The organism is Micromonospora sp. NPDC023966, from assembly GCF_040639095.1.
In the GTDB taxonomy this organism is placed as follows: Bacteria; Actinomycetota; Actinomycetes; order Mycobacteriales; family Micromonosporaceae; genus Micromonospora.
In genome coordinates this window covers 91,135-112,894 of record NZ_JBEZZJ010000018.1, presented here as the reverse complement: position 1 = coordinate 112,894, position 21,760 = coordinate 91,135, and the positions used below count along the sequence as shown (strand labels likewise).

General features: G+C 73.1%; 16 protein-coding genes and 1 pseudogene. 8 read left to right on the top strand and 9 right to left on the bottom strand.

Features of this window, described 5'->3' with window-relative positions; translation table 11 throughout:
- Window positions 1–137: 137 nt before the first annotated feature.
- Window positions 138–815: a hypothetical protein gene (locus AB0F68_RS22730; RefSeq protein WP_357341545.1), complete on the bottom strand. Its 678-nt coding sequence runs from the start codon at window positions 813–815 to the stop codon at window positions 138–140.
- 70 nt (window positions 816–885) lie between these two features.
- Here AB0F68_RS22730 and AB0F68_RS22725 point away from each other — a divergent pair, with 70 nt between their 5' ends.
- From AB0F68_RS22725 to AB0F68_RS22715, 3 genes are read left to right on the top strand one after another with little or no spacing between them, the layout of a single operon-like run.
- Entirely contained in the window at window positions 886–3,504 is a 2,619-nt protein-coding gene (locus tag AB0F68_RS22725; RefSeq protein WP_357341544.1) for a valine--tRNA ligase, read from the top strand.
- Window positions 3,501–4,835 (top strand): folylpolyglutamate synthase/dihydrofolate synthase family protein, encoded by a 1,335-nt coding sequence (locus AB0F68_RS22720; RefSeq protein ID WP_357341543.1) that lies wholly within the window; start codon window positions 3,501–3,503, stop codon window positions 4,833–4,835. The genes AB0F68_RS22725 and AB0F68_RS22720 overlap by 4 nt, the downstream gene beginning before the upstream one ends.
- On the top strand, window positions 4,832–5,260 hold the full coding sequence (locus AB0F68_RS22715; protein ID WP_357341542.1) for a DUF4233 domain-containing protein: 429 nt from the start codon (window positions 4,832–4,834) through the stop codon (window positions 5,258–5,260). Before AB0F68_RS22720 ends, AB0F68_RS22715 begins: the two co-directional genes overlap by 4 nt.
- Window positions 5,261–5,286: 26 nt before the next feature.
- Here the strand turns inward: AB0F68_RS22715 and AB0F68_RS22710 are convergent, their stop codons facing one another.
- Entirely contained in the window at window positions 5,287–6,534 is a 1,248-nt protein-coding gene (locus AB0F68_RS22710; protein WP_357341541.1) for a VOC family protein, read from the bottom strand.
- A 144-nt stretch (window positions 6,535–6,678) separates the two neighbouring features.
- Between AB0F68_RS22710 and ndk the strand changes: the two genes are divergently transcribed.
- Entirely contained in the window at window positions 6,679–7,104 is a 426-nt protein-coding gene (gene ndk, locus AB0F68_RS22705; protein ID WP_355638731.1) for a nucleoside-diphosphate kinase, read from the top strand.
- 109 nt (window positions 7,105–7,213) lie between these two features.
- On the opposite strand, the gene AB0F68_RS22700 is transcribed toward ndk, so the two are convergent.
- Window positions 7,214–7,654 (bottom strand): carboxymuconolactone decarboxylase family protein, encoded by a 441-nt coding sequence (locus AB0F68_RS22700; RefSeq protein ID WP_357341540.1) that lies wholly within the window; start codon window positions 7,652–7,654, stop codon window positions 7,214–7,216.
- 205 nt (window positions 7,655–7,859) lie between these two features.
- On the opposite strand from AB0F68_RS22700, the pseudogene AB0F68_RS22695 reads away from it, so the two are divergent.
- Window positions 7,860–8,029 (top strand): annotated as a pseudogene (locus tag AB0F68_RS22695) (alkaline phosphatase); the annotation flags it as partial.
- Between the two features lie 200 nt (window positions 8,030–8,229).
- Here the strand turns inward: AB0F68_RS22695 and AB0F68_RS22690 are convergent.
- From AB0F68_RS22690 to AB0F68_RS22675, 4 genes are read right to left on the bottom strand one after another with little or no spacing between them, the layout of a single operon-like run.
- Window positions 8,230–9,015 (bottom strand): ABC transporter permease, encoded by a 786-nt coding sequence (locus AB0F68_RS22690; protein WP_357341539.1) that lies wholly within the window; start codon window positions 9,013–9,015, stop codon window positions 8,230–8,232.
- Window positions 9,016–9,026: 11 nt separating this feature from the next.
- The gene (locus AB0F68_RS22685) at window positions 9,027–9,797 is read right to left on the bottom strand and encodes an ABC transporter permease (RefSeq protein ID WP_357341538.1); all 771 of its coding nucleotides are present in this window, start codon (window positions 9,795–9,797) and stop codon (window positions 9,027–9,029) included.
- Entirely contained in the window at window positions 9,794–10,804 is a 1,011-nt protein-coding gene (locus tag AB0F68_RS22680; RefSeq protein WP_357341537.1) for an ABC transporter ATP-binding protein, read from the bottom strand. Before AB0F68_RS22680 ends, AB0F68_RS22685 begins: the two co-directional genes overlap by 4 nt.
- Before the next feature lie 60 nt (window positions 10,805–10,864).
- The gene (locus AB0F68_RS22675) at window positions 10,865–11,887 is read right to left on the bottom strand and encodes an ArsR family transcriptional regulator (protein WP_357341536.1); all 1,023 of its coding nucleotides are present in this window, start codon (window positions 11,885–11,887) and stop codon (window positions 10,865–10,867) included.
- 343 nt (window positions 11,888–12,230) lie between these two features.
- Here AB0F68_RS22675 and ileS point away from each other — a divergent pair, with 343 nt between their 5' ends.
- Window positions 12,231–15,377: an isoleucine--tRNA ligase gene (gene ileS / locus AB0F68_RS22670; protein WP_357341535.1), complete on the top strand. Its 3,147-nt coding sequence runs from the start codon at window positions 12,231–12,233 to the stop codon at window positions 15,375–15,377.
- Window positions 15,378–15,509: 132 nt separating this feature from the next.
- Window positions 15,510–16,199: a lysophospholipid acyltransferase family protein gene (locus AB0F68_RS22665; protein WP_357341534.1), complete on the top strand. Its 690-nt coding sequence runs from the start codon at window positions 15,510–15,512 to the stop codon at window positions 16,197–16,199.
- Between the two features lie 4 nt (window positions 16,200–16,203).
- Here the strand turns inward: AB0F68_RS22665 and AB0F68_RS22660 are convergent, their stop codons facing one another.
- Both AB0F68_RS22660 and AB0F68_RS22655 read right to left on the bottom strand, forming a co-directional pair.
- Window positions 16,204–17,673 (bottom strand): cryptochrome/photolyase family protein, encoded by a 1,470-nt coding sequence (locus tag AB0F68_RS22660; RefSeq protein ID WP_357341533.1) that lies wholly within the window; start codon window positions 17,671–17,673, stop codon window positions 16,204–16,206.
- A gap of 89 nt (window positions 17,674–17,762) precedes the next feature.
- On the bottom strand, window positions 17,763–19,523 hold the full coding sequence (locus tag AB0F68_RS22655; protein WP_357341532.1) for a hypothetical protein: 1,761 nt from the start codon (window positions 19,521–19,523) through the stop codon (window positions 17,763–17,765).
- Window positions 19,524–19,771: 248 nt separating this feature from the next.
- Between AB0F68_RS22655 and AB0F68_RS22650 the strand changes: the two genes are divergently transcribed.
- A complete protein-coding gene (locus tag AB0F68_RS22650) occupies window positions 19,772–21,757 on the top strand; it encodes a TIGR03960 family B12-binding radical SAM protein (RefSeq protein WP_357341531.1) in 1,986 nt (661 codons plus the stop codon).
- The last annotated feature ends 3 nt before the right edge of the window (window positions 21,758–21,760 follow it).

The window sequence follows — 21,760 nt, the reverse complement described above, 5'->3', positions numbered from 1 at the left end:
GATGGTACTGCACTCGGGAGGGTGTGGGAGAGTAGGACACCGCCGGACAACCTTTCCAGTCAGGGCCACCCTTCGGGGTGGCCCTGACTGCGTTTTCCAGGCTTTGATGCGGCGCCCGGAGGGGGCGCCGCAACCATTCAGCGGTGCTGGATGCCCTCGCGGAGCTGGCGGAACAGTGCTGCGGAATCGTTCACGGACCGGCCCGGGAACATCGCCATCACCACACTGCCGTGGTCGGCCCACCCGCAGACCGCGAAGTCCCCGCCGTCGCCGCTCGTCGTACCGCACTTCATCACGCCGCCCAGGCCGCCGGCGTCCACCTCGCGCACCCCGGTGACCTTGCCGGTCTCGTCGGCCATCAACCCGAAGAGGCTGTCCAGGTCGCGCTCCGGCTGCCACAGCAGGGTGGTGCCGCCGAAGAGGAGCACCGACCGCTTGGCGTCCGCCGGGTCGGTGTAGACCGTGCCGAAGCTGCGGTCCAGCTCGATGTCGGCGGCGAACCCGTCGCGCAGGTAGTCGGCCGTGCTGCGGGCCCGTTCGCTGTCGTCCCGGGTGAGCCCGGCCACCGTGGCCGGCGTGCTCAGCTCGGTGTCCTTCTCCGCCAGCACCCGCCAGCCACCGAGGCCGAGTGCCCCGGCACCGGCCAGCCCGACCACGAGCGCGGTCGCCAGCGCGATCTTCCGCCGCCGGGAGGCGGGGCGTCGCTCGGGCTCCAGCGCCGGGTCGCGGCGGCTCAGCCGGATCGGCTCATCGGTCAGGTCGACCGGCTCGGGACCGCCGTCGACCGGCCGCTCGGTGAGGTGCGCGTCGGACATGTCCGCCACCGTACGCGAACTAACAGGTGGCGCACGCCGGGTCTCCGAAAGCGCTCCGTAGACTTTCAGGGTGACCGAGAGACTGGATGCCCGACGCCCCGACGCCCCGACCCTTGCCGGCCAGTACCAGCCCGGCGAGGTAGAGCAGCGACGGTACGAGCAGTGGGTAGCCGCCGGCCACTTCCGGGCGTCGGCGGAGAGCGACAAGCCGCCCTTCACCATCGTCATCCCGCCGCCGAACGTCACCGGCTCGCTGCACATGGGGCACGCGTTCGAGCACACCCTGATGGACGCGCTGAACCGGCGTAAGCGGATGCAGGGCTACGAGGCGCTCTGGCTGCCCGGCATGGACCACGCCGGCATCGCCACCCAGAACCTGGTCGAGCGGCAGCTCGCCGGCGAGGGGCTGTCCCGGCACGACCTGGGCCGGGAGAAGTTCGTCGAGCGGGTCTGGCAGTGGAAGGCCGAGTCCGGCGGCGCCATCCTGGGTCAGATGCGTCGCCTCGGCGACGCGGTCGACTGGGACCGCGAGCGCTTCACCATGGACGAGGGCCTGTCCCGGGCCGTCCAGACCATGTTCAAGAAGCTCTTCGACGACGGCCTCATCTATCGAGCGAACCGGATCATCAACTGGTGCCCGCGCTGCCTCACCGCGCTCTCCGACATCGAGGTCGAGCACACCGACGACGAGGGTGAGCTGATCTCGATCCGCTACAGCGACGACGTCGTGGTGGCCACCACCCGGGCCGAGACCATGCTCGGCGACACCGCGGTCGCGGTGCACCCCGACGACGAGCGCTACCGGCACCTGATCGGCACCGAGGTGTCCCTGCCGCTCACCGACCGGCGGATCCCGATCGTCGGCGACGAGCACGTCGACCCGAGCTTCGGCACCGGCATGGTGAAGGTGACGCCGGCGCACGACCCGAACGACTTCGAGATCGGCCAGCGGCACGACCTGCCGGCGCTGGCGATCATGGACGAGCGCGGCATCATCACCGCGCCGGGCCCGTTCCAGGGCCTCGACCGGTACGAAGCCCGCCCGGCGATCGTGGCGGCGCTGCGCGAGCAGGGCCTGATCGTCGCCGAGAAGCGGCCGTACGTGCACGCCGTGGGGCACTGCTCCCGTTGCAAGACCACCGTCGAGCCGCGGCTGTCGCTGCAGTGGTTCGTCAACACCGCCCCGCTGGCCAAGGCCGCCGGCGACGCGGTGCGCGACGGCCGGGTGAAGATCGAGCCGGCCGAGCTGGCCAAGCGCTACTTCGTCTGGGTCGACAACATGCACGACTGGTGCATCTCCCGCCAGCTCTGGTGGGGCCACCGCATCCCGGTCTGGTACGGCCCGAACGGCGAGATCGTCTGCGTCGGACCCGGCGAGGAGCCGCCGACCGGCGACGGCTGGCGGCAGGACGAGGACGTCCTGGACACCTGGTTCTCCAGCGGCCTCTGGCCGTTCTCCACCCTCGGCTGGCCGGAGCGCACCCCGGACCTGGCGAAGTTCTACCCCACCAGCGTGCTGGTCACCGGCTACGACATCCTCTTCTTCTGGGTCGCCCGGATGATGATGTTCGGCCTCTACGCCATGGACGGCGTGCAGCCGTTCGACGTGGTCGCCCTGCACGGCATGGTCCGCGACGAGCACGGCAAGAAGATGTCGAAGTCGTTCGGCAACGTGGTGGACCCGCTGGACTGGATCGACCGGTTCGGCGCCGACGCCACCCGGTTCACCCTGGCCCGGGGCGCCAACCCCGGTCAGGACGTGCCGGTCAGCGAGGAGTGGTGCCAGGGCTCCCGCAACTTCTGCAACAAGCTCTGGAACGCCACCCGGTTCGCGCTGCTGAACGGCGCGCACACCGACGGGCCGCTGCCCGCCGTGGCCGAGCTGTCGACGGTCGACCGGTGGATCCTCTCCCGGCTGGCGCACATCACCGCCGAGGTGGACGAGCAGTTCGAGGCGTACGAGTTTGCCAAGGTCTGCGACCTGCTCTACCACTTCGCCTGGGACGACGTCTGCGACTGGTACGTGGAGCTGAGCAAGCCGGTGCTCGCTGAGGGCGGGCCGGCCGCCGACGCCACCCGCCGGGTGCTCGGGCACGTGCTGGACCAGCTGCTGCGGCTGCTGCACCCGGTGATCCCGTTCGTCACCGACGAGCTGTGGACCGCGCTGACCGGCGGCGAGACGGTGATGACCGCCGCCTGGCCGGCGGCGGACCGTACCCTCGTGGACGACGCCGCGGAGGTCGAGGTCGGCACCCTCCAGCGGGTGGTGACCGAGATCCGGCGGTTCCGTTCCGACCAGGGGCTGCGCCCGACGCAGCGGGTGACGGCCCGGCTCGACGGCCTGGCCGGCGCCGGCATCGCGGCGCACGAGCCGCTGGTCCGCTCGCTGGTCCGGCTCGACGCGCCCGGCAACGACTTCCAGGCCAGCGCCACCCTCGCCATGCCGGGCGAGGTCAGCGTCGCGCTCGACACCCGGGGTTCGATCGACGTGGCCGCCGAGCGGGCCCGACTGACCAAGGACCGCGCGGCCGCCGAGAAGGAGGCCGCGCAGGCGCGGGCGAAGCTGGACAATCCGGCGTTCGTCGGCAAGGCGCCCGAGCCGGTGGTCGCCAAGATCCGCGAGCGGCTGGCGGTGGCCGAGGCGGATCTGGTCCGGATCAACGCCGCCCTGGAGGGGTTGTCCGCGTGACCGACCGCACCGAATTCGCCGAGGTGGAGGCCGCGCTCAACGCGCGCGGCTTCACCCGCATGCACTTCGAGCTGGAGAAGATCGAGAGCCTGCTCGACCTGCTCGGCAGCCCGCAGCGGGCGTACCCGTCGATCCACCTGACCGGCACCAACGGCAAGACCTCGACGGCCCGGATGATCGACTCGGTGCTGCGGGCGTTCGGGCTGCACACCGGCCGTTACACCAGCCCGCACCTGGAGACCGTGCGGGAGCGGATCAGCCTGGACGGCGAGCCGGTCAGCGAGGACCGCTTCGTGGCCATGTACCGCGAGGTGGCGCCGCTGGCGGAGCTGATCGACCAGCGCTCGGCCGAGCCGCTGACCTACTTCGACCTCACCACCGCGCTGGCCTTCGCCACCTTCGCCGACGCCCCGGTGGACGTCGCCGTGGTGGAGGTGGGGCTCGGCGGCGCCGAGGACGCCACCAACGTCATCCAGGCCGGGGTCGCCGTGATCACCCCGATCGGGCTGGACCACACCGAGTGGCTCGGCGACACCATCGAGGACATCGCGCTGCACAAGGCGGGCATCATCCACTCCGGCGCCACCGTGATCGCGGCGGCCCAGGAGGAGGAGGCCGCCCGGCCGATCCTGGAACGCTGCGCCGAGGTGGGCGCCACCGTCGCCCGGGAGGGCGCCGAGTTCGGCGTGCTGCGCCGCGCGGTCGCCGTCGGCGGCCAGGTGCTCACCATCCAGGGCCTCGGCGGGGTGTACGAGGAGATCTTCATCCCGCTGCACGGCGCCCACCAGGCCCAGAACGCCGCCGTGGCGCTGGCCGCGGTGGAGGCGTTCCTCGGCGCGGGCGCGCGGCGGCAGCTCGACATCGAGGCGGTCCGGGAGGGCTTCGCCGCGACCAGCTCGCCGGGGCGGCTGGAGAAGGTGCGTACCGCCCCGACGGTCCTGCTCGACGGCGCGCACAACCCGCACGGGATGGCCGCCACCGTCACCGCGCTCCAGGAGGAGTTCGCGTTCAGCAAGCTGGTCGGCGTGCTGGCCGTGCTCGGCGACAAGGACGCGGCCAGCCTGCTGGAGCTGCTGGAGCCGGTGCTCGACTCGATCGTGGTCGCCGAGAACAGCTCGCCCCGGGCGATGCCCGTCGACGAGCTGGCCGCGCTGGCCCGGGAGGTCTTCGGGCCGGACCGGGTGCAGGTGGCCGAGGAGATGCCGGACGCCATCGAGGCGGCCGTCGCCGAGGCCGAGTCCGACGTGCCGGGCGAGCTGGCCGGGGTGGGTGTGCTGATCACCGGATCGGTGGTGACCGTGGCCGACGCCCGCCGGCTGCTCAAGCGATGACCGGCCCGGTCGACGAGCGCCCCGGCGAGGGCGCCCCGACAGAGGGCGTCCCGACCAAGGGCGCTCCGACCGAGGGCGGGGAGCAGCGGCGCTCCGGGCTGCGCAACCCCGACAAGGCGGTCCGTGGCCTCGGGGCCGGCACGCTCGCGCTGGAGGCGCTGGTGCTGCTGCTGGCCATCCAGCCGATCCGGGTGGTCGGCGGCGACCTGAGCGGCGCGGCCATCGCCGCGATCGTCGCGCTGGCGGTCGCCTGCGTGCTGCTGGCGGGTCAGATGAAGCGGGCGTGGGCCTGGCCCGCCGGCACGGTCCTCCAGGGCCTGCTGCTGCTCTCCGGGCTGCTGCACTGGTCGCTGTTCGCGCTCGGCGTCATCTTCGCCCTGGTGTGGGCGTACGCGCTGCACGTGCGGCGGGTCATCCTCGGCTGAGCGGCCGCCCCGGCTGCGGGCGGGGCTCAGGCGTCGGCGAGGGTGCGCCACTGGGTGAGCGCGACGCCGTGCCCGTCCGGGTCGCGGAAGGCGGCCGCCCACACCTCCAGCTTGGTGCCCCGGTTGACCACCCGTGGGGCGTACGTGAACCGGACGCCCGACCCGCGCAGCCGCTCGTACGCCGCCTGGATGTCGTCGACCTCCAGGTTGACGTGGACCAGCCGGCGGCTGATCGGGGCGGCCCCGGTCACCCGGCGCAGCACCAGGCGGGTCGGCCCGGAGGCGAGGACGGCGTTCCCCTCGCCCCGGTCCAGCTCGGTGAAGCCGAGATCCTCGTAGAAGTCCAGGGACCGGTCCAGGTCGGTGACGAGCAGGGTGATGCCGACCCCGCTGATCGGGCTCGCCACCTCGGCCGGCTCCTCGTCGCCGGCCGGGCCGAAGATGGCCTCGTCGAGCTCCTCCGGGGTGGGCGGCGCCTCGCCGGCCGGCTCGTCCAGCGGGACGTCGATCGGGTCCACCGCGACGGTCTCGAACCGCTCCTCGGCGGGTGGCCGGGGCGCCGGGGCCCGGCGGGGGAGCGGGCCGCCCGTGGTCGGCTCGACCAGCTGCCCCTCCAGCACGACCCCGCCGCCGGGGCGCTGGTGCAGCACCACCGGCTCGCGCTCCTCCGGCAGCACGGTGAGGTCGTCGAGGAGCGGCTCCGGCGCGGGCGGGAAGTCGTCGCGGAAGTCGTCCTCCGGGGCCCGGTCGGCCCACGGCGGGGCCTCCTGCCCGACCAGCACCTCGTCGACCGGGTCCGGGTCGGCGTACTCGGGCGGGAGGTCGGCGACCGCGGCGGCGGTCTCGGCGTGGGTGGGCACCTCGTCCCAGAGGACGCGGACGTGCCGCTGGTCGTCCAGTGCGACGCGGACCGGCAGCGCCTGGCCCAGCGACGGCCACTTGGCGACCGGGACCCGCGGCTCGATGATCTTCTTGGAGCGGGGCGGCAGGCCGGGCGCGTCGATCACCAGTTGCAGCTCGCAGCGGCCGAAGGCGTACTGGGTGGGCGGCTCGGAGGCGCTGTGCACGTGACCCAGCCCGACCACCCAGGTGCGGCCGCCGCCGCGGACCGTGGCGAGGGCGATCGCCAGCACCAGCAGGGCGACGCCGAGCGCCACGATCGCCCAGCTCGTCATGCCCAGCCCGAACAGGATCACGAACGTGGCCACGGTGCCCAGCACGACGCCGATCAGCTTGCGCACCGGCGCGATGGGTCGGTTCCCGCCATTCGCCACAGTGGACCTCCCAGGGGTTCCAGGGCCAGGCTAGGCCGCCGCGGCGACCCAGGGAAGGAGCAGCCGCCGCGCTGGCGCCGGGACCGGGTCGCTACGCTGACCGTACCCAGCCCGACCCGGTTCCGCGCACAGGAGGAAACCAGCGTGTCCAGCAGCAGCCCGGACGAGCGGACGCTCGTACTGATCAAGCCCGACGCGGTCCGCCGCGGGCTGGTGGGGGAGATCCTCGCCCGTTTCGAGCGCAAGGGCCTGCGGATCGACGCGCTGGTGACCCGGACCATGGACGGCGACTTCGCCGACCAGCACTACGCCGAGCACGTGGACAAGCCGTTCTACCCACCGCTGAAGGCGTTCATGACCGGCGGTCCGCTGGTCGCCCTGGTGCTCTCCGGCGACCAGGTGATCGAGGTGGTGCGCGGGATGATCGGCAGCACCGACGGCCGCAAGGCCGCGGCCGGCACCATCCGCGGCGACTTCTCCCTCTCCAACCGGGAGAACCTGGTGCACGCCTCCGACTCGGTGGACAGCGCCAAGCGCGAGATCGCTCTCTGGTTCCCCGAGCTGGGCTGACCCGGCTTCCGACGGCCCCGGTTCCGCGCATGCGGGCCGGGGCCGTGGCGTGTGCTCAGTCGGCCGGTGCGCGGTGAGCGCACCGGCCGCCTGCGTCGCCGCCGAGGGGTCACACCTGCGCCGGCGGCTCGGTGCGGGTGCTCACCGAGATCCGGTTCCACACGTTGATCGTGGCGATCGCGATCAGCAGATCGGCCAGTTCCTTCTCCGACCAGACCTTCGCGGCGGCGTCCCACACGTCGTCCGGCACGCCGTGCTCGCCGAGCCGGGTCACCGCGTCGGTCAGCGCCAGCGCGGCCCGCTCCCGCTCGTCGAAGAAGGGCGCCTCCCGCCACGCCGCCACGGCGAACAGCCGCCGGCTGGACTCGCCCGCCTTGAGCGCGTCCCGGCTGTGCATGTCCACGCAGAACGAGCAGCCGTTCAACATCGACGCCCGCAGCTTGACCAGCTCCAGCACGGTGTGGTCCACGTTCGTCTGGACGTACTTCTCCAGGCCGTACACCGCCCGGTACGCCTCCGGCGCCACCGCCGTCATGTCCATCCGGCTCATCGCCGCCTCCTTCATCTCGTCGTTACGCCAACAGGACGGATCTGGGCCCGAGGCGGTGTGACGGTGCGGCGATGTGACGGTGGTCATGGAGGAGCGGTGACGGGTTTCGACAGCCGTCGTTGACGGGCCGGCCACCTCGGTCGGCGCCCCCGGTCATGTTCGGTGTCGGTAAACCAGCCTGGTGACTTCTGAACCGGGAGGATCCATGACGCAATTCGACCGACGTACGCTGCTCCGCGCCGGCGTGGTCGCCGGGGCCGGCGTCGCCGGCGGGCGCTGCTCGGCGCGCCCGGCGCGCTCGCCTGGCGGCCGGCCGGGCGGCCACTGCTCACCCACGGCGTGCAGAGCGGCGACGTGATCGGTGAGGCGTCGATCGACGGCGAATCAGGCGACCTGACCATCCACCTCCGCGACCGCACCGGCGCCTCCCTCTGGACCACCACCCTCCCCGCTCCCCCCCTGACCCCCACCCCGCCTCGCCGCCCGGTCGATCATGAAGTTGACGGCGATGTGGATCTCCGATGGTGCCGCTAACCTCATGATCAACCGGCGGGCCGGCGGGGTGGGTCGGTCAGTCAGAGGGTGTCGAGGGAGGCGCGGCGGCGGGACTCGGCCTCGAAGACCTTGAGGAGAACCGCGGCCAGGACCGCGTACCCGAGTCCGACGGCGGCCTCGGCGGCGAGTGCCGGCGCGGCCGCCGCCAGGCCCTCGCCGGCCACCAGTTGGCGGGCGGCCCGGGCGGCGTGGGTGATCGGCAGGCCCTCGCCCACCACGCGCATCCAACCGGGCAGCCCGGCGGCTGGCACGTTCACGCCGGTGAGCAGGAGCAGCAGCGCCACGGAGACGTTGGAGACCACCCAGACGTCCCGGAACCGCAGCCCCAGCGCGCCGAGGGTGAGGCCGAAGAAACCGCAGGACAGTGCCGCCACCCCCAGCGTGGCCAGCAGCGCCGGCAGGGCCTCCGGCGGCACCCGCAGACCGAGCAGGAGCGCGCCGACGGTCAGCGTGCTCGCCGCGATGAGCAGCCCGTTCCCGGCGTACGGGAGGACCCGGCCGAGGAAGACGGCGGTGCGGCTGCGCGGGGAGAGCAGCACGTGCCCGAGGGTGCCGAAGCGCCGCTCGTTGGCGACCGCCATGGTGCCGCCGAAGACGCAGGAGAGCGAGGCGGCGAGCACCGCGTTGCCGACGATGTAGAAGCGGTCGTCGGCGACCCCGAGCTGCCGGCCCAGGTATGCGAAGAAGAGCAGCTGGAAGATCGGCCCCACCAGCAGCGAGCCGATGAACATCGCCGGGGTGGTCCAGTTGAACAGGGCCCGGTAGGCGATCACGCCGCCGGTGCCGATCAGCCGGAAGAGTGGCATCGTCGTCCTCCTCAGGCCAGCGCGAGGGTCGCCGCGGCGCGGGCCCGTCGCTCGACGTGGGTCATCATCAGGGCGCCGGCGGCCAGGCAACCGAGGCTGATCGCCAGGCAGATCCCCAGGGACGGCCAGACCGGGCCGCCGCCGGCCGCCTCGTGCACGGCCCGCGCGCCCCACGTGGTGGGCAGCGCGGCGGCGATCGGGCCGGTCCAGCCGGGCAGCGCCGTGAGCGGCACCAGCATCCCGGAGACCAGCCAGATCGGGTACTCCAGCGTGTTGGCCAGCGCGTTGGCGTTGCGCATCAGCACGAACGTGCTGGCGAGCAGCAGGCCGAACATGCCCAGGCCGAGCACGCAGCCGGGGGCCGCGACCAGGAAGAGCAGCGGGTGCGCGAAGGTCAGCGGCACGCCGTAGAGCAGCCGGCCCCAGAGCAGGGTGGCGAGCATGGCGTAGGTGCCGGTGACCGCGGTGGACAGGGTGATCGGGAAGATCACCAGGGCGGGCGGGCGGGGCGCGAGCATGAGCATCTCCAGGGTGCCCTGCCAGCGTTGGTTCTGAATGGCGCCGCCGGACCCGAAGAGCACCGACGACCAGACCCCCATCAGCCCGGCGCCGACCGCGGCCTCCAGCAGCCGGCCCGGTTCGCCGCCGGCCCGGAAGAGGTACACCGCCAGGGTCGCCTGCACCACCGGCACGATCAGCGCGGTGGCGATCTCGAACGGGGAGCGGCTGAGCTGCTTGGTGTGCAGCAGCGCCCCCACTCCGATCATGCGGAGCTGACTCACGCGGCCACCGCCTCGACCGGGCGGGCCGGGGTGTCGACCCGGTTGACGATCGCCACGTACGCGTCCTCGAGGGTGGGCTGGCGGGCGGCGACCCGCCCCAGCCGTACGCCGTCCAGCTCGCGCAGCACGTCGGCCTGCACGTCCACCCCCGCGTCGGACTGCACGGTCAGCACCTGCGCCGCGCCGGTGACCGTCACACTCGCCTCGCGTACCCCGGGTAGGGCGTGGATGGCGGCGAGCTGGGCGTCGGTCACCCCGTAGGCCTCGACCTCCAGCACCTGCCGGCCGTCGGCGTGCCGCCGCAGCTCGGCCGGCGTGCCGAGGGCCTGGATGGCGCCGTCGGCGATCACCGCGATCCGGTCGCACAGCTCGTCTGCCTCGGCCATGTAGTGCGTGGTCAGCAGCACGGTGGTGCCGGTGGCGGCCAGGTCGGCGACGGTCTGCCGCAGCTCCCGCGCGGCCACCGGGTCCACCCCGATGGACGGTTCGTCGAGGAAGAGCACCTTCGGCCGGTGCAGCAGGCCCCGGGCGATGTGCAGCCGTTGCCGCATGCCCCGGGAGTAGCCCTCCACCCGTTCGTGCTCCCGGCCGTCGAGGTGGACCAGCGCCAGCAGCTCGGCTATGCGGCGCTTCTGCTCCCGCCCCGGCACCCCGTACAGCTCGGCGAAGTAGCGCAGGTTGTCCAGGGCGGAGAGCCGGTCGTACAGGCCCCGGTCGCCGCCGAAGACGTACCCGATCCGCCGGCGTACCTCCCGGGTCTCGGTGACCACGTCGTGGCCGCCGACCCGGGCGGTGCCGGCGGTGGGGATGAGCAGCGTGTTCAGCAGCTTGATGGTCGTGGTCTTGCCGGCGCCGTTCGGTCCGAGCAGGCCGAACAGCTCCCCGTTGCCGACCGTCAGGTCGACGCCGCGGACCGCCTCCACCTCCCGGCGCTGGGGTCGGAACCATCCCGTTCGGCTGCGGTAGGTGCGGCGCAGCCCGGCCGCCTCGATCGCGTACTCGCTCATGGCGGCGAATCTAGGGACGGCGGGCGGTCCGGCGAAACGAATTCGGCAGCCGCCGAATCCTCAGGCGGACGCGGTGGCCGGGTCCGCGCCGATCAGGGTGACCAGGGCCAGGCCGGCCGGTTCCAGGCCGTACAGGACCCGGCGGCCCACCCGGCGGCGGTGCGCCACCCCGGCGGTGAGCAGTGCGGCGAGGTGCTCGGAGACGGTGCTCGGCGCCAGGCCGAGGGTGGCGGCCAGCCCGGCGGTGGTGGCCGGCCGGGTCAGCGCCCGCAGCACCTGGGCCCGGCCCCGGCCGACGAGCACCGCCAGCCGGTCGGGCCCCGGGGTCTCCGGCGCGGCGGCGCCGGCCGGCCGGTCCGCCAGCAGGACCGCGCCCCGGGCCTGGTAGGAGACCGCGATGATCTCGGGGTGGTCGGTGGAGTGGGTGAGCGCGCCCCGGGAGAAGATCAGCGGGATCAGTAGCAGCCGCTGGTCGACCGCCTTGAAGCTCCGCTCCGACGGCTTGACCAGGCTGAGCACCGGCCGTTCCCAGCGGACCCGCTCGTGCAGGTCGGCGAGGAGCGCGTCCGGGCCGTCGGCGGCGAGGGCCCGGGCGCGGTGCAGCACCTCCTCGTCGAGCGCCGCCCGCATCGCCGGCCACCAGGGCGCGATCGCCGCGTCCCAGTACGCCTGGATGCCCTCGGCCAACCGGTCCAGCGCGGCCTGCCGGTCGGTGACGAACGGGCGCAGCCAGTCCGGCAGGTCGTCGGGGTCGTGGTAGCGGGGCACCTGCTCGGCGATCACCTCGGCCGGGGTGGCCCGTAGCGCGGCCAGCTCCTCCTCGATGGTCGGGCTGGCGCCGGGCGGCACCGGACCGAGGAAGTCGGGGTACCACGGGCCGGTCCGGGTGTAGAGACGTGTTGGCGCCGTCGCGGGCTGCCCGGCGAGCACCCGCCAGGCGTGCCGGGCCCAGCCGGTGTATGGCCAGGGCGCCTCGTCCCGGTAGCGCTGCAGGAGGTAGAGGCTGCACTTGGCCTCCCAGAGCGGGCTGGTGGCGATCCGGGTACGGGTCAGCGTGGGCTCGTCCAACTCGATCCGGATCACCCGGGCAGCCTAGCCGCGCAGCCGGGCCGCCCGGTCCGCGCGCCCGGGTCGACCCAGGCCGATACTCGGCGGCGGAGTGCCCGCCCGGTCGAGTACGCTTGACGACACACAGGCGACGACCCGGCCATCACCGGCGAGCCTCCGGAAGAACAGCCGGGAGACCGGCCCAGTAGAACCGGACGGGACCGGCCCGTCACAGCCGGCCAACGAGCGGGCGGTCGCACCTCGGCCGCCAAGCGGGGTGGTACCGCGGGCCCGGCCCGGGGCGCCGGTCACGGCGTACCGGAAAAGGCTCGTCCTCGCAGACCCACACGACGTGAGCTGCTGAGGAGAGCGACCCCCGATGGCCTATCCGTTGCACGACCCGACCGCCGCCGGCGTCCCGGCGAGCCCGGACCTGCCCGCGGTCGAGCGCCGGGTCCTGGAGCACTGGACGGCCGACAAGACCTTCGAGGCGTCGGTCGAGGCCCGCCCCGCCGGTGCGGACGGGAAGAACGAGTTCGTCTTCTACGACGGCCCGCCCTTCGCCAACGGCCTGCCGCACTACGGCCACCTCTTCACGGGGTACGTCAAGGACCTGGTGCCGCGCTACCAGACCATGCGCGGCCGGCACGTCGAGCGCAGGTTCGGCTGGGACTGCCACGGCCTGCCGGCCGAGGTGGTGGCCGAGAAGCAGCTCGGGATCACCACCAAGGCGGAGATCCTCGACCTCGGCGTGGCCCGGTTCAACGAGGCCTGCCGCACCTCGGTGCTGGAGTTCACCCAGGACTGGGAGCGGTACGTCACCCGGCAGGCCCGCTGGGTCGACTTCGCCAACGACTACAAGACGCTCGACCTGGACTACATGGAGAGCGTCATGTGGGCCTTCCGGACCCTGCACGACAAGGGTCTGGTCTACGAGGGCTTCCGGGTGCTGGCCTACTGCTGGCGGTGCGAGACCCCGCTGTCGAACACCGAGACCCGGATGGACGACGTCTACAAGGACCGGCACGACCCGACGCTGACCGTCTGGTTCGAGCTGACCGCGGACGAGTCGGCTCCCGAGCCGGTGCGCGGCCCGGTGCGGCTCGGCGTCTGGACCACCACGCCGTGGACCCTGCCGTCGAACCTGGCGCTCGCCGTCGGCCCCGACATCGAGTACGCCGTGCTGGAGCGCGACGGGCAGCGCCACGTCGTCGGCGCGGCGCGGCTGGGCGCGTACGCCAAGGAGCTGGAGGGATACGAGCAGGTCGGCACGGTCTACGGCCGGGACCTGGTCGGGCGCCGCTACACCCCGCTCTACGACTTCCTGATCGACCAGGCCGGCGAGAACGCCTACCAGGTGCTCGGCGCGGAGTTCGTCACCACCGAGGACGGCACCGGGATCGTCCACCTGGCCCCGGCCTTCGGCGAGGACGACCAGAACACCTGCAACGCGGCCGGCATCCCGACCATCGTCACGGTCGACGACCACACCCGGTTCACCGGGCTGGTCCCGCCCTACCAGGGCGAGCAGGTCTTCGACGTGAACAAGCCGGTGATCCGCGAGCTGAAGGAGCGGGGGGTGGTGCTCCGGCAGGACACCTACACCCACTCGTACCCGCACTGCTGGCGGTGCGACACCCCGCTGGTCTACAAGGCGGTCTCCTCCTGGTTCGTCGCGGTCACCCGGTTCAAGGACCGGATGGTCGAGCTGAACCAGCAGATCAACTGGACACCGGGGCACATCAAGGACGGCTCGTTCGGCAAGTGGCTGGCCAACGCCCGCGACTGGTCGATCAGCCGGAACCGGTTCTGGGGCTCGCCGATCCCGGTGTGGAAGTCCGACGACCCGAACTACCCGCGGATGGACGTGTACGGCTCGCTGGCCGACCTGGAGCGCGACTTCGGCGTACGCCTGACCGACCTGCACCGGCCGGCGGTGGACGACCTGGTCCGCCCCAACCCGGACGACCCGACCGGGAAGTCGATGATGCGCCGGGTGCCGGAGGTGCTGGACTGCTGGTTCGAGTCCGGCTCGATGCCGTTCGCCCAGGTGCACTACCCGTTCGAGAACCGCGAGTGGTTCGAGCACCACTACCCGGGTGACTTCATCGTCGAGTACATCGGACAGACCCGCGGCTGGTTCTACACCATGCACGTGCTGGCCACCGCGCTGTTCGACCGGCCGGCGTTCCGCAACTGCCTCAGCCACGGCATCCTGCTCGGCTCCGACGGGCGCAAGATGTCCAAGAGCCTGCGCAACTACCCGGACGTCTACCACGTCTTCGATTCGTACGGGTCGGACGCGATGCGCTGGATGCTGATGTCCTCGCCGGTGCTGCGCGGCGGCGACATGGCGGTGACCGAGACGCTCATCCGGGACGCCGTGCGTCAGGTGCTGCTGCCGCTCTGGAACGTCTGGTACTTCTTCTCGCTCTACGCCAACGCCGACTCCTACACCGCGAAGCGGCGTACCGACTCGACGCACCTGCTCGACCGGTACGTGCTGGCGAAGACGAACGAGCTGGTGTCGACGGTCCAGGGGCAGCTCGACGCGTACGACATCTCGGGCGCCTGCGCCACCGTCCGGTCCTACCTGGACGCGCTGACCAACTGGTACGTGCGCCGCTCCCGGGATCGGTTCTGGGCGGGCGACGCGGACGCGTTCGACACGCTCTGGACGGTGCTGGAGACGCTCTGCCGGGTGGTGGCGCCGATGGCGCCGCTGACCGCCGAGGAGATCTGGCGCGGGCTCACCGGCGAGCGGTCGGTGCACCTGACCGACTGGCCGTCGGCCGAGGAGTTCCCGGTCGACCACGAGCTGGTGGCCGCCATGGACAACGTCCGGGCGGTCGCCTCGGCGGCGCTGTCGCTGCGCAAGGCCAAGGGGCTGCGGGTCCGGCTGCCGCTGTCGAAGCTGACCGTGGCCTCCCCGGTCGCGGCCCAGCTGCGGCCCTTCGCCGACCTGGTCGCCGACGAGGTCAACGTGAAGGCGGTGGAGTTCACCGACGAGGTGTCCGCCTACTGCCAGCAGGTGCTGACCGTCGTGCCCCGGGCGCTCGGTCCGCGGGTGGGCAAGGCGGTCCAGCAGGTGATCAAGGCGGTCAAGGCGGGGGAGTGGGAGCTGGTCGACGGCGCCCCGGTCGCCGCCGGGATCACCCTGGCCGAGGGCGAGTACGAGCTGCGCCTGGTCGCGGCCGACGCCGAGCACTCCGCGCCGCTGCCCGGCGGCGAGGGCGTGGTCGTGCTGGACACCGAGGTCACCCCGGAGCTGGCCGCCGAGGGGCTGGCCCGCGACGTGGTCCGGGTAATGCAGCAGGCCCGCCGCGACGCCGACCTGGACGTCTCGGACCGGATCGTGGTGGCCGTCTCCGCCTCGGAGGAGGTCCGCGCGGCGGTCGCCGCGTACACCGAGTTCGTGGCCCGGGAGGTGCTGGCCGACACGGTCGACTTCGCCGAGGGCGTCGACGGCTTCGCCGGCGAGGTCGGAGAGGGTGAGCGGGTGACGGTGGCCGTCCGGCGGGTATGAGTTCCTGACGGCGGGTCCGGCGGCGTCCGCGCCGCCGGACCACCTCGCAAACGGCTGACCACCCGATCCGCCGGATGCGGACCCGTCCGCTACCGTGACAGCGCCTGCTCACGTACGACCGCCGGAGGACCCGTGCCCCTGCTCTACACCATCGGCAAGCTCACCGTGGCGCCCACGCTCCGGTTGGCCTTCCGGCCGCACGTGGAGGGGTTGGAGCACATCCCGGCGACCGGCGGCGCGATCTTCGCGGGCAACCACCTCTCCGTGGCCGACGAGCTGCTGCTCGGCACGGTGGTGCCTCGGCACCTGGCCTTCTGGGCCAAGTCGGAGTACTTCAACGGCACCGGCGTGAAGGGCGTGTTCTCCAAGTTCGTGCTGACCGGGCTGGGCGCCATCCCCGTCGAACGGGCCGGCGGCCGGGCGGCGCTGTCCGCGTTCGACGCCGCCATCCCGGTGCTCAAGGCCGGCGACCTGGTGGCCATCTACCCCGAGGGGACCCGTTCCCCCGACGGGCGGCTCTACCGGGGGCGGACCGGCGCGGCCCGGTTGGCGGTCGCCGCCGGAGTGCCGATCATCCCGGTGGGCGTGACCGGCACCGACAAGGCGCAGCCCATCGGCACCCGGGTGCCCCGGCCGGGCCGGGCGGAGATCAGCATCCGGTTCGGCAAGCCGCTGGACTTCACCGGCCGGTCGGACGACCGGACGTCGCTGCGGGAGATGACCGACGAGCTGATGGTCGAGATCCAGAAGCTCACCGGCCAGGAGTACGTGCCGCGCTACGCGCCGAAGCGCGCCGAGCCCACCACCGACCCGGCCGCCTGAGGCGTCACGGCGGGCCGCTGCCGCGCAGCTGCTCCTGGGCGACCACCGCGTCCAGGTCGCTGAGGCGGGCCAGCTGCTTCATGGTCCGCGCCATCCGCGCGTTCGCCGGGATCCGGCTGCGGTTGCGCGCCAGGAACGCCCAGTGCCCGGCGGTGAACGGGCAGGCGTCCGCGCCGAGCCGCTGACGCGGGTCGTATCGGCAGCCGCCGCAGTAGTCGCTCATCCGGTTGATGTACGCGCCCCCGGCGACGTACGGCCTGGTGGTCATCCGGCCCAGGTCGGCGTACTGGCTCATGCCGGCCACGTTGCCGGTCATCACCCACTCGTAGCCGTCCACGAACCGGGTGCGGTACCACTCGGCCAGCTCCGCCGGGCGCCAGCCGCGCTGGAGGGCGTAGTTGCCGAGCACCATGAGCCGCGGGACGTGGTGCACCCAGGCCCGGTCGCGGACGCCGGTGAGCACGTCGTTGAGGCAGCGCGCGTCGACCGCGTCCGCGTCCAGGTCACGCCACCAGTCCGGCAGGGAGCGGCGGGCGGCCGGCTCGTTGCTGTCGCGCCAGCCCTGCTCGAAGTACCAGTAGGTGTGCCAGCTGTAGTCCCGCCAGCCCATCACCTGCCGGACGAAGCTCTCCACCGCGGGCAGCGGCGCGCCCTGCCGTCGGTACGCCTGCTCGGCGCCCCGGACCGCCTCCACCGGGTCCAGCAGGCCCAGGTTGAACGAGGACGACAGCACGCTGTGCGCCAGCCACGGGTCGGTGGAGAGCATGGCGTCCTCGTAGCGGCCGAACGCGGCGAGCCGGTGCCGGAGGAAGTGCCGCAGCCGGGCCGTGGCCTCCCCGTGGGTGGCCGGGAAGCGGCGCGGCCCGTCCCGGCCGGCGAACCGGATGCCCTCCCGCTCCCAGCGGTCCAGGTCGGCCCGGACCTCCGCGTCGATGTCGTCCTCCTTCGGCATCGCCGGGGCGGGCAGGTCGAGCCGGCCGGCCTTCGGCGGCGGCTCGCGGTACTCGGTGTCGAAGCTCCACCGGCCGCCGACCGGGTCGCGGCGGTCCAGCAGCACCCCGTGGTGCTCCCGGGCGAACCGGTAGAACGCCTCCATCCGCAGCGCGCCCCGCCGGCCGTCGGCCCAGTCGGCGAAGTCCGCCAGGCTGGTCACGTAGCCCCGGGCCGGCAGCACGGTGACCCGGTCCAGGTTCCGGACGAACGCCAGCGCCCGCCGCGAGGTGGGGTGGCAGACCTCCAGCGGCTCGCGGACCTGCTTCAGCGCCTGCCCGTACGTCTCGGCGCGCAGGAAGATCGCCTGGTCGCCCAGTTCGGCGGCGCGGTGCCGGAGCGCGGAGAGGATCAGGTGGGCCTTCTGCCGGTGGTAGACCCGGCGCCGGAAGACGGCCTTGGACTCGATGAGGAGAACCGGCTGCTTCCGCTCGTCGAGGAAGTGCGGCCCCAGCTGGTCAGCGAAGAGCCAACGCCGCGACATGTCCCGATTGTCACCCCTCGGACCGATCCGGCCCGGGAGGAAAACGGAACCTTTACGTGTTCGATACGTTGCGAACGGTGACCGACGACTCAGGACTGCTGGGGGGTGACCACCTTCTGCCGCAGGTCGTCCAGTAGCCGGCCACTGTCCTCGACGGACAGCCGGGTGAAGACGCCGGTGGCCAGGCTGCCATGGTCGACGGAGGTGCACACCACCACCGTGTCGCCGTCGGCCCGGCCGACCGCGCAGCGCTCGTAGCGGCCCCGGACGCCCGTCTCCACCGGCACCGAGGGCTCGAGAGCGTACCGGTCGGTGAGGCGCGCCAGCTCGGCCTGCGCGTCGGACTCGGGGCTCAGCCGGAACCCGGTGCCGCCGAAGAGGGTGACCCGCTTGCCGTCGGTCGTGGTGTAGATCCCGGCGAAGGTGTCCTCGGCGAGCAGGTGCGCCTGGCGTACCTGCGTCTTCAGTTCCTCGGCGGTGGCTCGGCTGCGCTGGTCCTGGCGCAGCCGCATCGAGCCGAGCTGGTCGGGCAGGCTCGCGCTCGCCGGGTACTGGGCGGAGAGCGGCTGGGCCCACCAGAGCGGCACGCCGCAGCAGCAGGCGACGCTGAGCAGCAGCACCCACGGCCAGCGGCGCCGGCGGCGGACCGGCACGGCCACGTACCCCTTGGGCGGTTGCCACCCCGGCGGCGCGGTCGCCGGCGGCGGGGTCTTCCCGCGGCGCTGCTTCGGCGGCGACACCGGCCGGGGGACGGCCGGCGGCGGGGCCGGGAGGACCGGGGGGCGGGCGGCCGGCGGCGGGCTGAGCGGCGGCGCCGCGGCGACCGGTGGGGCGGGGTGCGCCGGGGCGGGGTGCGGCACCGGGTAGGGCGCCGTGTAGGGGAGCGTCGGCGGCAGCGCCGGGAAGTCGGCGGAGTGCAGGTCCCAACCGGTGGTGTCCACGCCCGCCCACGGGTCGACCGGGACCTGGTGCTCCGGCGAGTCCGCCGGCGGCACCGGCGTGGGCTCGACCGACTCGCCCCAGGCGGGCTTGCGCGGCGGCGGGGGCGGGACCGCGGCCGAGCCGCTCCAGCGGGGCGCGGGCGGCTCGGCCGGGGCCTCGACACGGGTGGGGTTCGACTGGTTCTCGACCCGGGTGGGATTCGGCCGCTGCTCCACCCGGGTGGGGTCGGGGCGGGGCGCGACCGGCGCGGAGCCGGCGGCGCGGGCGGGACCGGGAACGGCGGCCGAACCGCGCGCGGGATGCGCCGGCGAGACCGGGGTGGGGTCGGAGTCGGTGGCGTCCGTGGGCTCGGGCCGCGCTGGGGCGGCCGCTTCGGCATCCGGCTTCGCCTGGGCCTCGGGCTCAGCCTGCGGATCGCGCTCGTCTTCGGTGTTGCGTGCCTGGGCGTCGGGTTCGGCCGGCGGGGTGGGCTCGGGCCGTGTGTCAGGTTCTGCCGGCCGTTCGGGTTCGGCCTGGGTGGCAGGTTCCGGCCGCGCGGCGGGCTCGGCTTCGGCTTGCGCGCCGGGTTCGGCCTGCGCGGCAGGTGTCGGCCGGGCGTCGGACTCGGCCTGGGCGGCGTTTTCGGGCTGCGCGGCGGGCTCGCCCGGCGGGGCGGCCTCCGCCGCTGGGACGGGCTCGGCCGGTTCGGCCCGCGCGGCGGGCTGCGGGTCCGGCGCGGTGGGCCGGGTCTCGGCGTCCGGCGTCGCGGACTCCGGCGCGGACGACGCGTCCGTGCTGGTCGGGTGCGCGGAATCGGCCTGCGGTGGAACGTCGGCCGACGGCCCGGTGACCGCCGGCTCCCCGTTCCGGCCGGTGGCCGGGGTGCCCCCGTCGGCCGGCCGGTCCGCCCCCGGCTGCGGCTGCGACATCGCGGCAATCTCCTCTCGCGCCCGTAGCGAGGTTAGTACCGCCCCGCCACCCCCGACGAATCCACCGGCGCCCGGCCGCCCCGGCCCTGCCCGTGTCGATCAAGGAGTTTGCGTCGGGATCGTCGCGGATCTCGACGCAAACCTCTTGATCGACGCGCGGGGGGAGGCTTCGGCGCTGGTCGGCGTGGGCGGGCGGGGGTAGCGGTGCGGCGTGGTAGGCGGGGGAGCACCGCGTACGCTTGGGCATCATGAGTGCCCCGTCGACGACGCCGCGCCCGGTCGCGGCCAATTCAGTCTGGCCACGGCTGGAGCCGCTGCTGCCCCAGGTGACCAAGCCCATCCAGTACGTCGGTGGCGAGCTGGGCGCGGTGGTCAAGGACTGGGACGCGGCGACCGTCCGGTGGGCGCTGATGTACCCCGACGCGTACGAGGTGGGCCTGCCCAACCAGGGCGTGCAGATCCTCTACGAGGTGCTCAACGAGCTGCCCGACGTGCTCGCCGAGCGGACGTACGCGGTCTGGCCGGACCTGGAGAAGCTGATGCGCGCCCACGGCGTGCCGCAGTTCACCGTCGACGCGCACCGGGCGGTGCGCGACTTCGACGTGTTCGGCGTCTCCTTCTCCACCGAGCTGGGCTACACCAACCTGCTCACCGCGATCGACCTGGCCGGCATCCCGCTGCTCGCCGCCGACCGCACCGAGGCCGACCCGGTGATCGTGGCCGGCGGGCACGCCGCGTTCAACCCGGAGCCGATCGCCGACTTCATCGACGCCGCCGTGCTCGGCGACGGCGAGGAGGCGGTGCTGGAGATCACCGCGATCGTCCGCGACTGGAAGGCCGAGGGCTGCCCGGGCGGCCGGGACGAGCTGCTGCTGCGGCTGGCCCGCACCGAGAGCATCTACGTGCCGCGGTTCTACGACGTGGACTACCTGCCGGACGGCCGGATCCAGCGGGTCGTGCCGAACCGCCCCGACGTGCCGTTCCGGGTGCACAAGCGCACGACCATGGATCTGGACGCGTGGCCGTACCCGAAGAAGCCCCTCGTGCCGCTGGCCGAGACGGTCCACGAGCGCTACGCGGTGGAGATCTTCCGCGGCTGCACCCGGGGCTGCCGGTTCTGCCAGGCCGGCATGATCACCCGCCCGGTGCGGGAGCGCTCGATCACCACGGTCGGCCAGATGGTGCAGCAGGGGCTGGAGTTCTCCGGCTTCCACGAGGTGGGCCTGCTGTCGCTGTCGTCGGCCGACCACTCCGAGATCGGCGACATGTGCTCCGGCCTGGCCGAGCAGTACGAGGGCACCAACGTCTCGCTCTCGCTGCCGTCGACCCGGGTGGACGCCTTCAACATCGACCTGGCCCAGGAGCTGTCCCGCAACGGCCGGCGGACCGGCCTGACCTTCGCCCCTGAGGGCGGGTCGGAGCGGATCCGCAAGGTCATCAACAAGATGGTGTCGAAGGACGACCTGATCCGCACCGTGGTCACCGCGTACACCAACGGCTGGCGGCAGGTGAAGCTCTACTTCATGTGCGGCCTCCCCACCGAGACCGACGAGGACGTCCTCGAGATCGCCGACATGGCGCACGAGGTCATCCGGGCCGGCCGGGCGGCGACCGGGTCCAAGGACATCCGCTGCACCGTCTCGATCGGTGGCTTCGTGCCGAAGCCGCACACCCCGTTCCAGTGGGCCGCCATGGAACGGCCGGAGGTCATCGACGGGCGGCTCCGGCTGCTCAAGCAGGCCATCAACAGCGACCGCTCGCTGGGCCGGGCGATCGGCTTCCGCTACCACGACGGCGAGCCGTCGTTGATCGAGGGCCTGCTGTCCCGGGGCGACCGCCGGGTCGGCGCGGTGATCCGCAAGGTGTGGGAGAACGGCGGCCGGTTCGACGGCTGGAGCGAGCACTTCTCCTACCGGCGCTGGGTGGACGCGGCGACCGAGGTGCTGCCGGCCTTCGGGGTGGACCTGGACTGGTTCACCACCCGGGAGCGCGACGAGCTGGAGGTCCTGCCCTGGGACCACCTCGACTCGGGCCTGGACAAGGACTGGCTCTGGCAGGACTGGCAGGACTCCCTCACCGAGTACGAGCAGGACGACTGCCGCTGGACGCCCTGCTTCGACTGCGGCGTCTGCCCGGCCATGGACACCGAGATCCAGATCGGACCGACCGGAAAGAAGCTGCTGCCGTTGACCCCGGTCAACGGGCTGAAGCTGCCGACCGGCGCCCAGCAGTAGCAC

Bases quoted from the DNA above. Each gene is read 5' to 3' on its own strand.
- AB0F68_RS22660 (WP_357341533.1), bottom strand. From the start codon at position 17,673: ATGTCGCGGCGTTGGCTCTTCGCTGACCAGCTGGGGCCGCACTTCCTC.
- AB0F68_RS22715 (WP_357341542.1), top strand. From the start codon at position 4,832: ATGACCGGCCCGGTCGACGAGCGCCCCGGCGAGGGCGCCCCGACAGAG.
- AB0F68_RS22690 (WP_357341539.1), bottom strand. From the start codon at position 9,015: ATGCCACTCTTCCGGCTGATCGGCACCGGCGGCGTGATCGCCTACCGG.
- AB0F68_RS22655 (WP_357341532.1), bottom strand. From the start codon at position 19,523: ATGTCGCAGCCGCAGCCGGGGGCGGACCGGCCGGCCGACGGGGGCACC.
- AB0F68_RS22730 (WP_357341545.1), bottom strand. From the start codon at position 815: ATGTCCGACGCGCACCTCACCGAGCGGCCGGTCGACGGCGGTCCCGAG.
- AB0F68_RS22650 (WP_357341531.1), top strand. From the start codon at position 19,772: ATGAGTGCCCCGTCGACGACGCCGCGCCCGGTCGCGGCCAATTCAGTC.
- AB0F68_RS22700 (WP_357341540.1), bottom strand. From the start codon at position 7,654: ATGAGCCGGATGGACATGACGGCGGTGGCGCCGGAGGCGTACCGGGCG.
- ileS (WP_357341535.1), top strand. From the start codon at position 12,231: ATGGCCTATCCGTTGCACGACCCGACCGCCGCCGGCGTCCCGGCGAGC.
- AB0F68_RS22680 (WP_357341537.1), bottom strand. From the start codon at position 10,804: ATGAGCGAGTACGCGATCGAGGCGGCCGGGCTGCGCCGCACCTACCGC.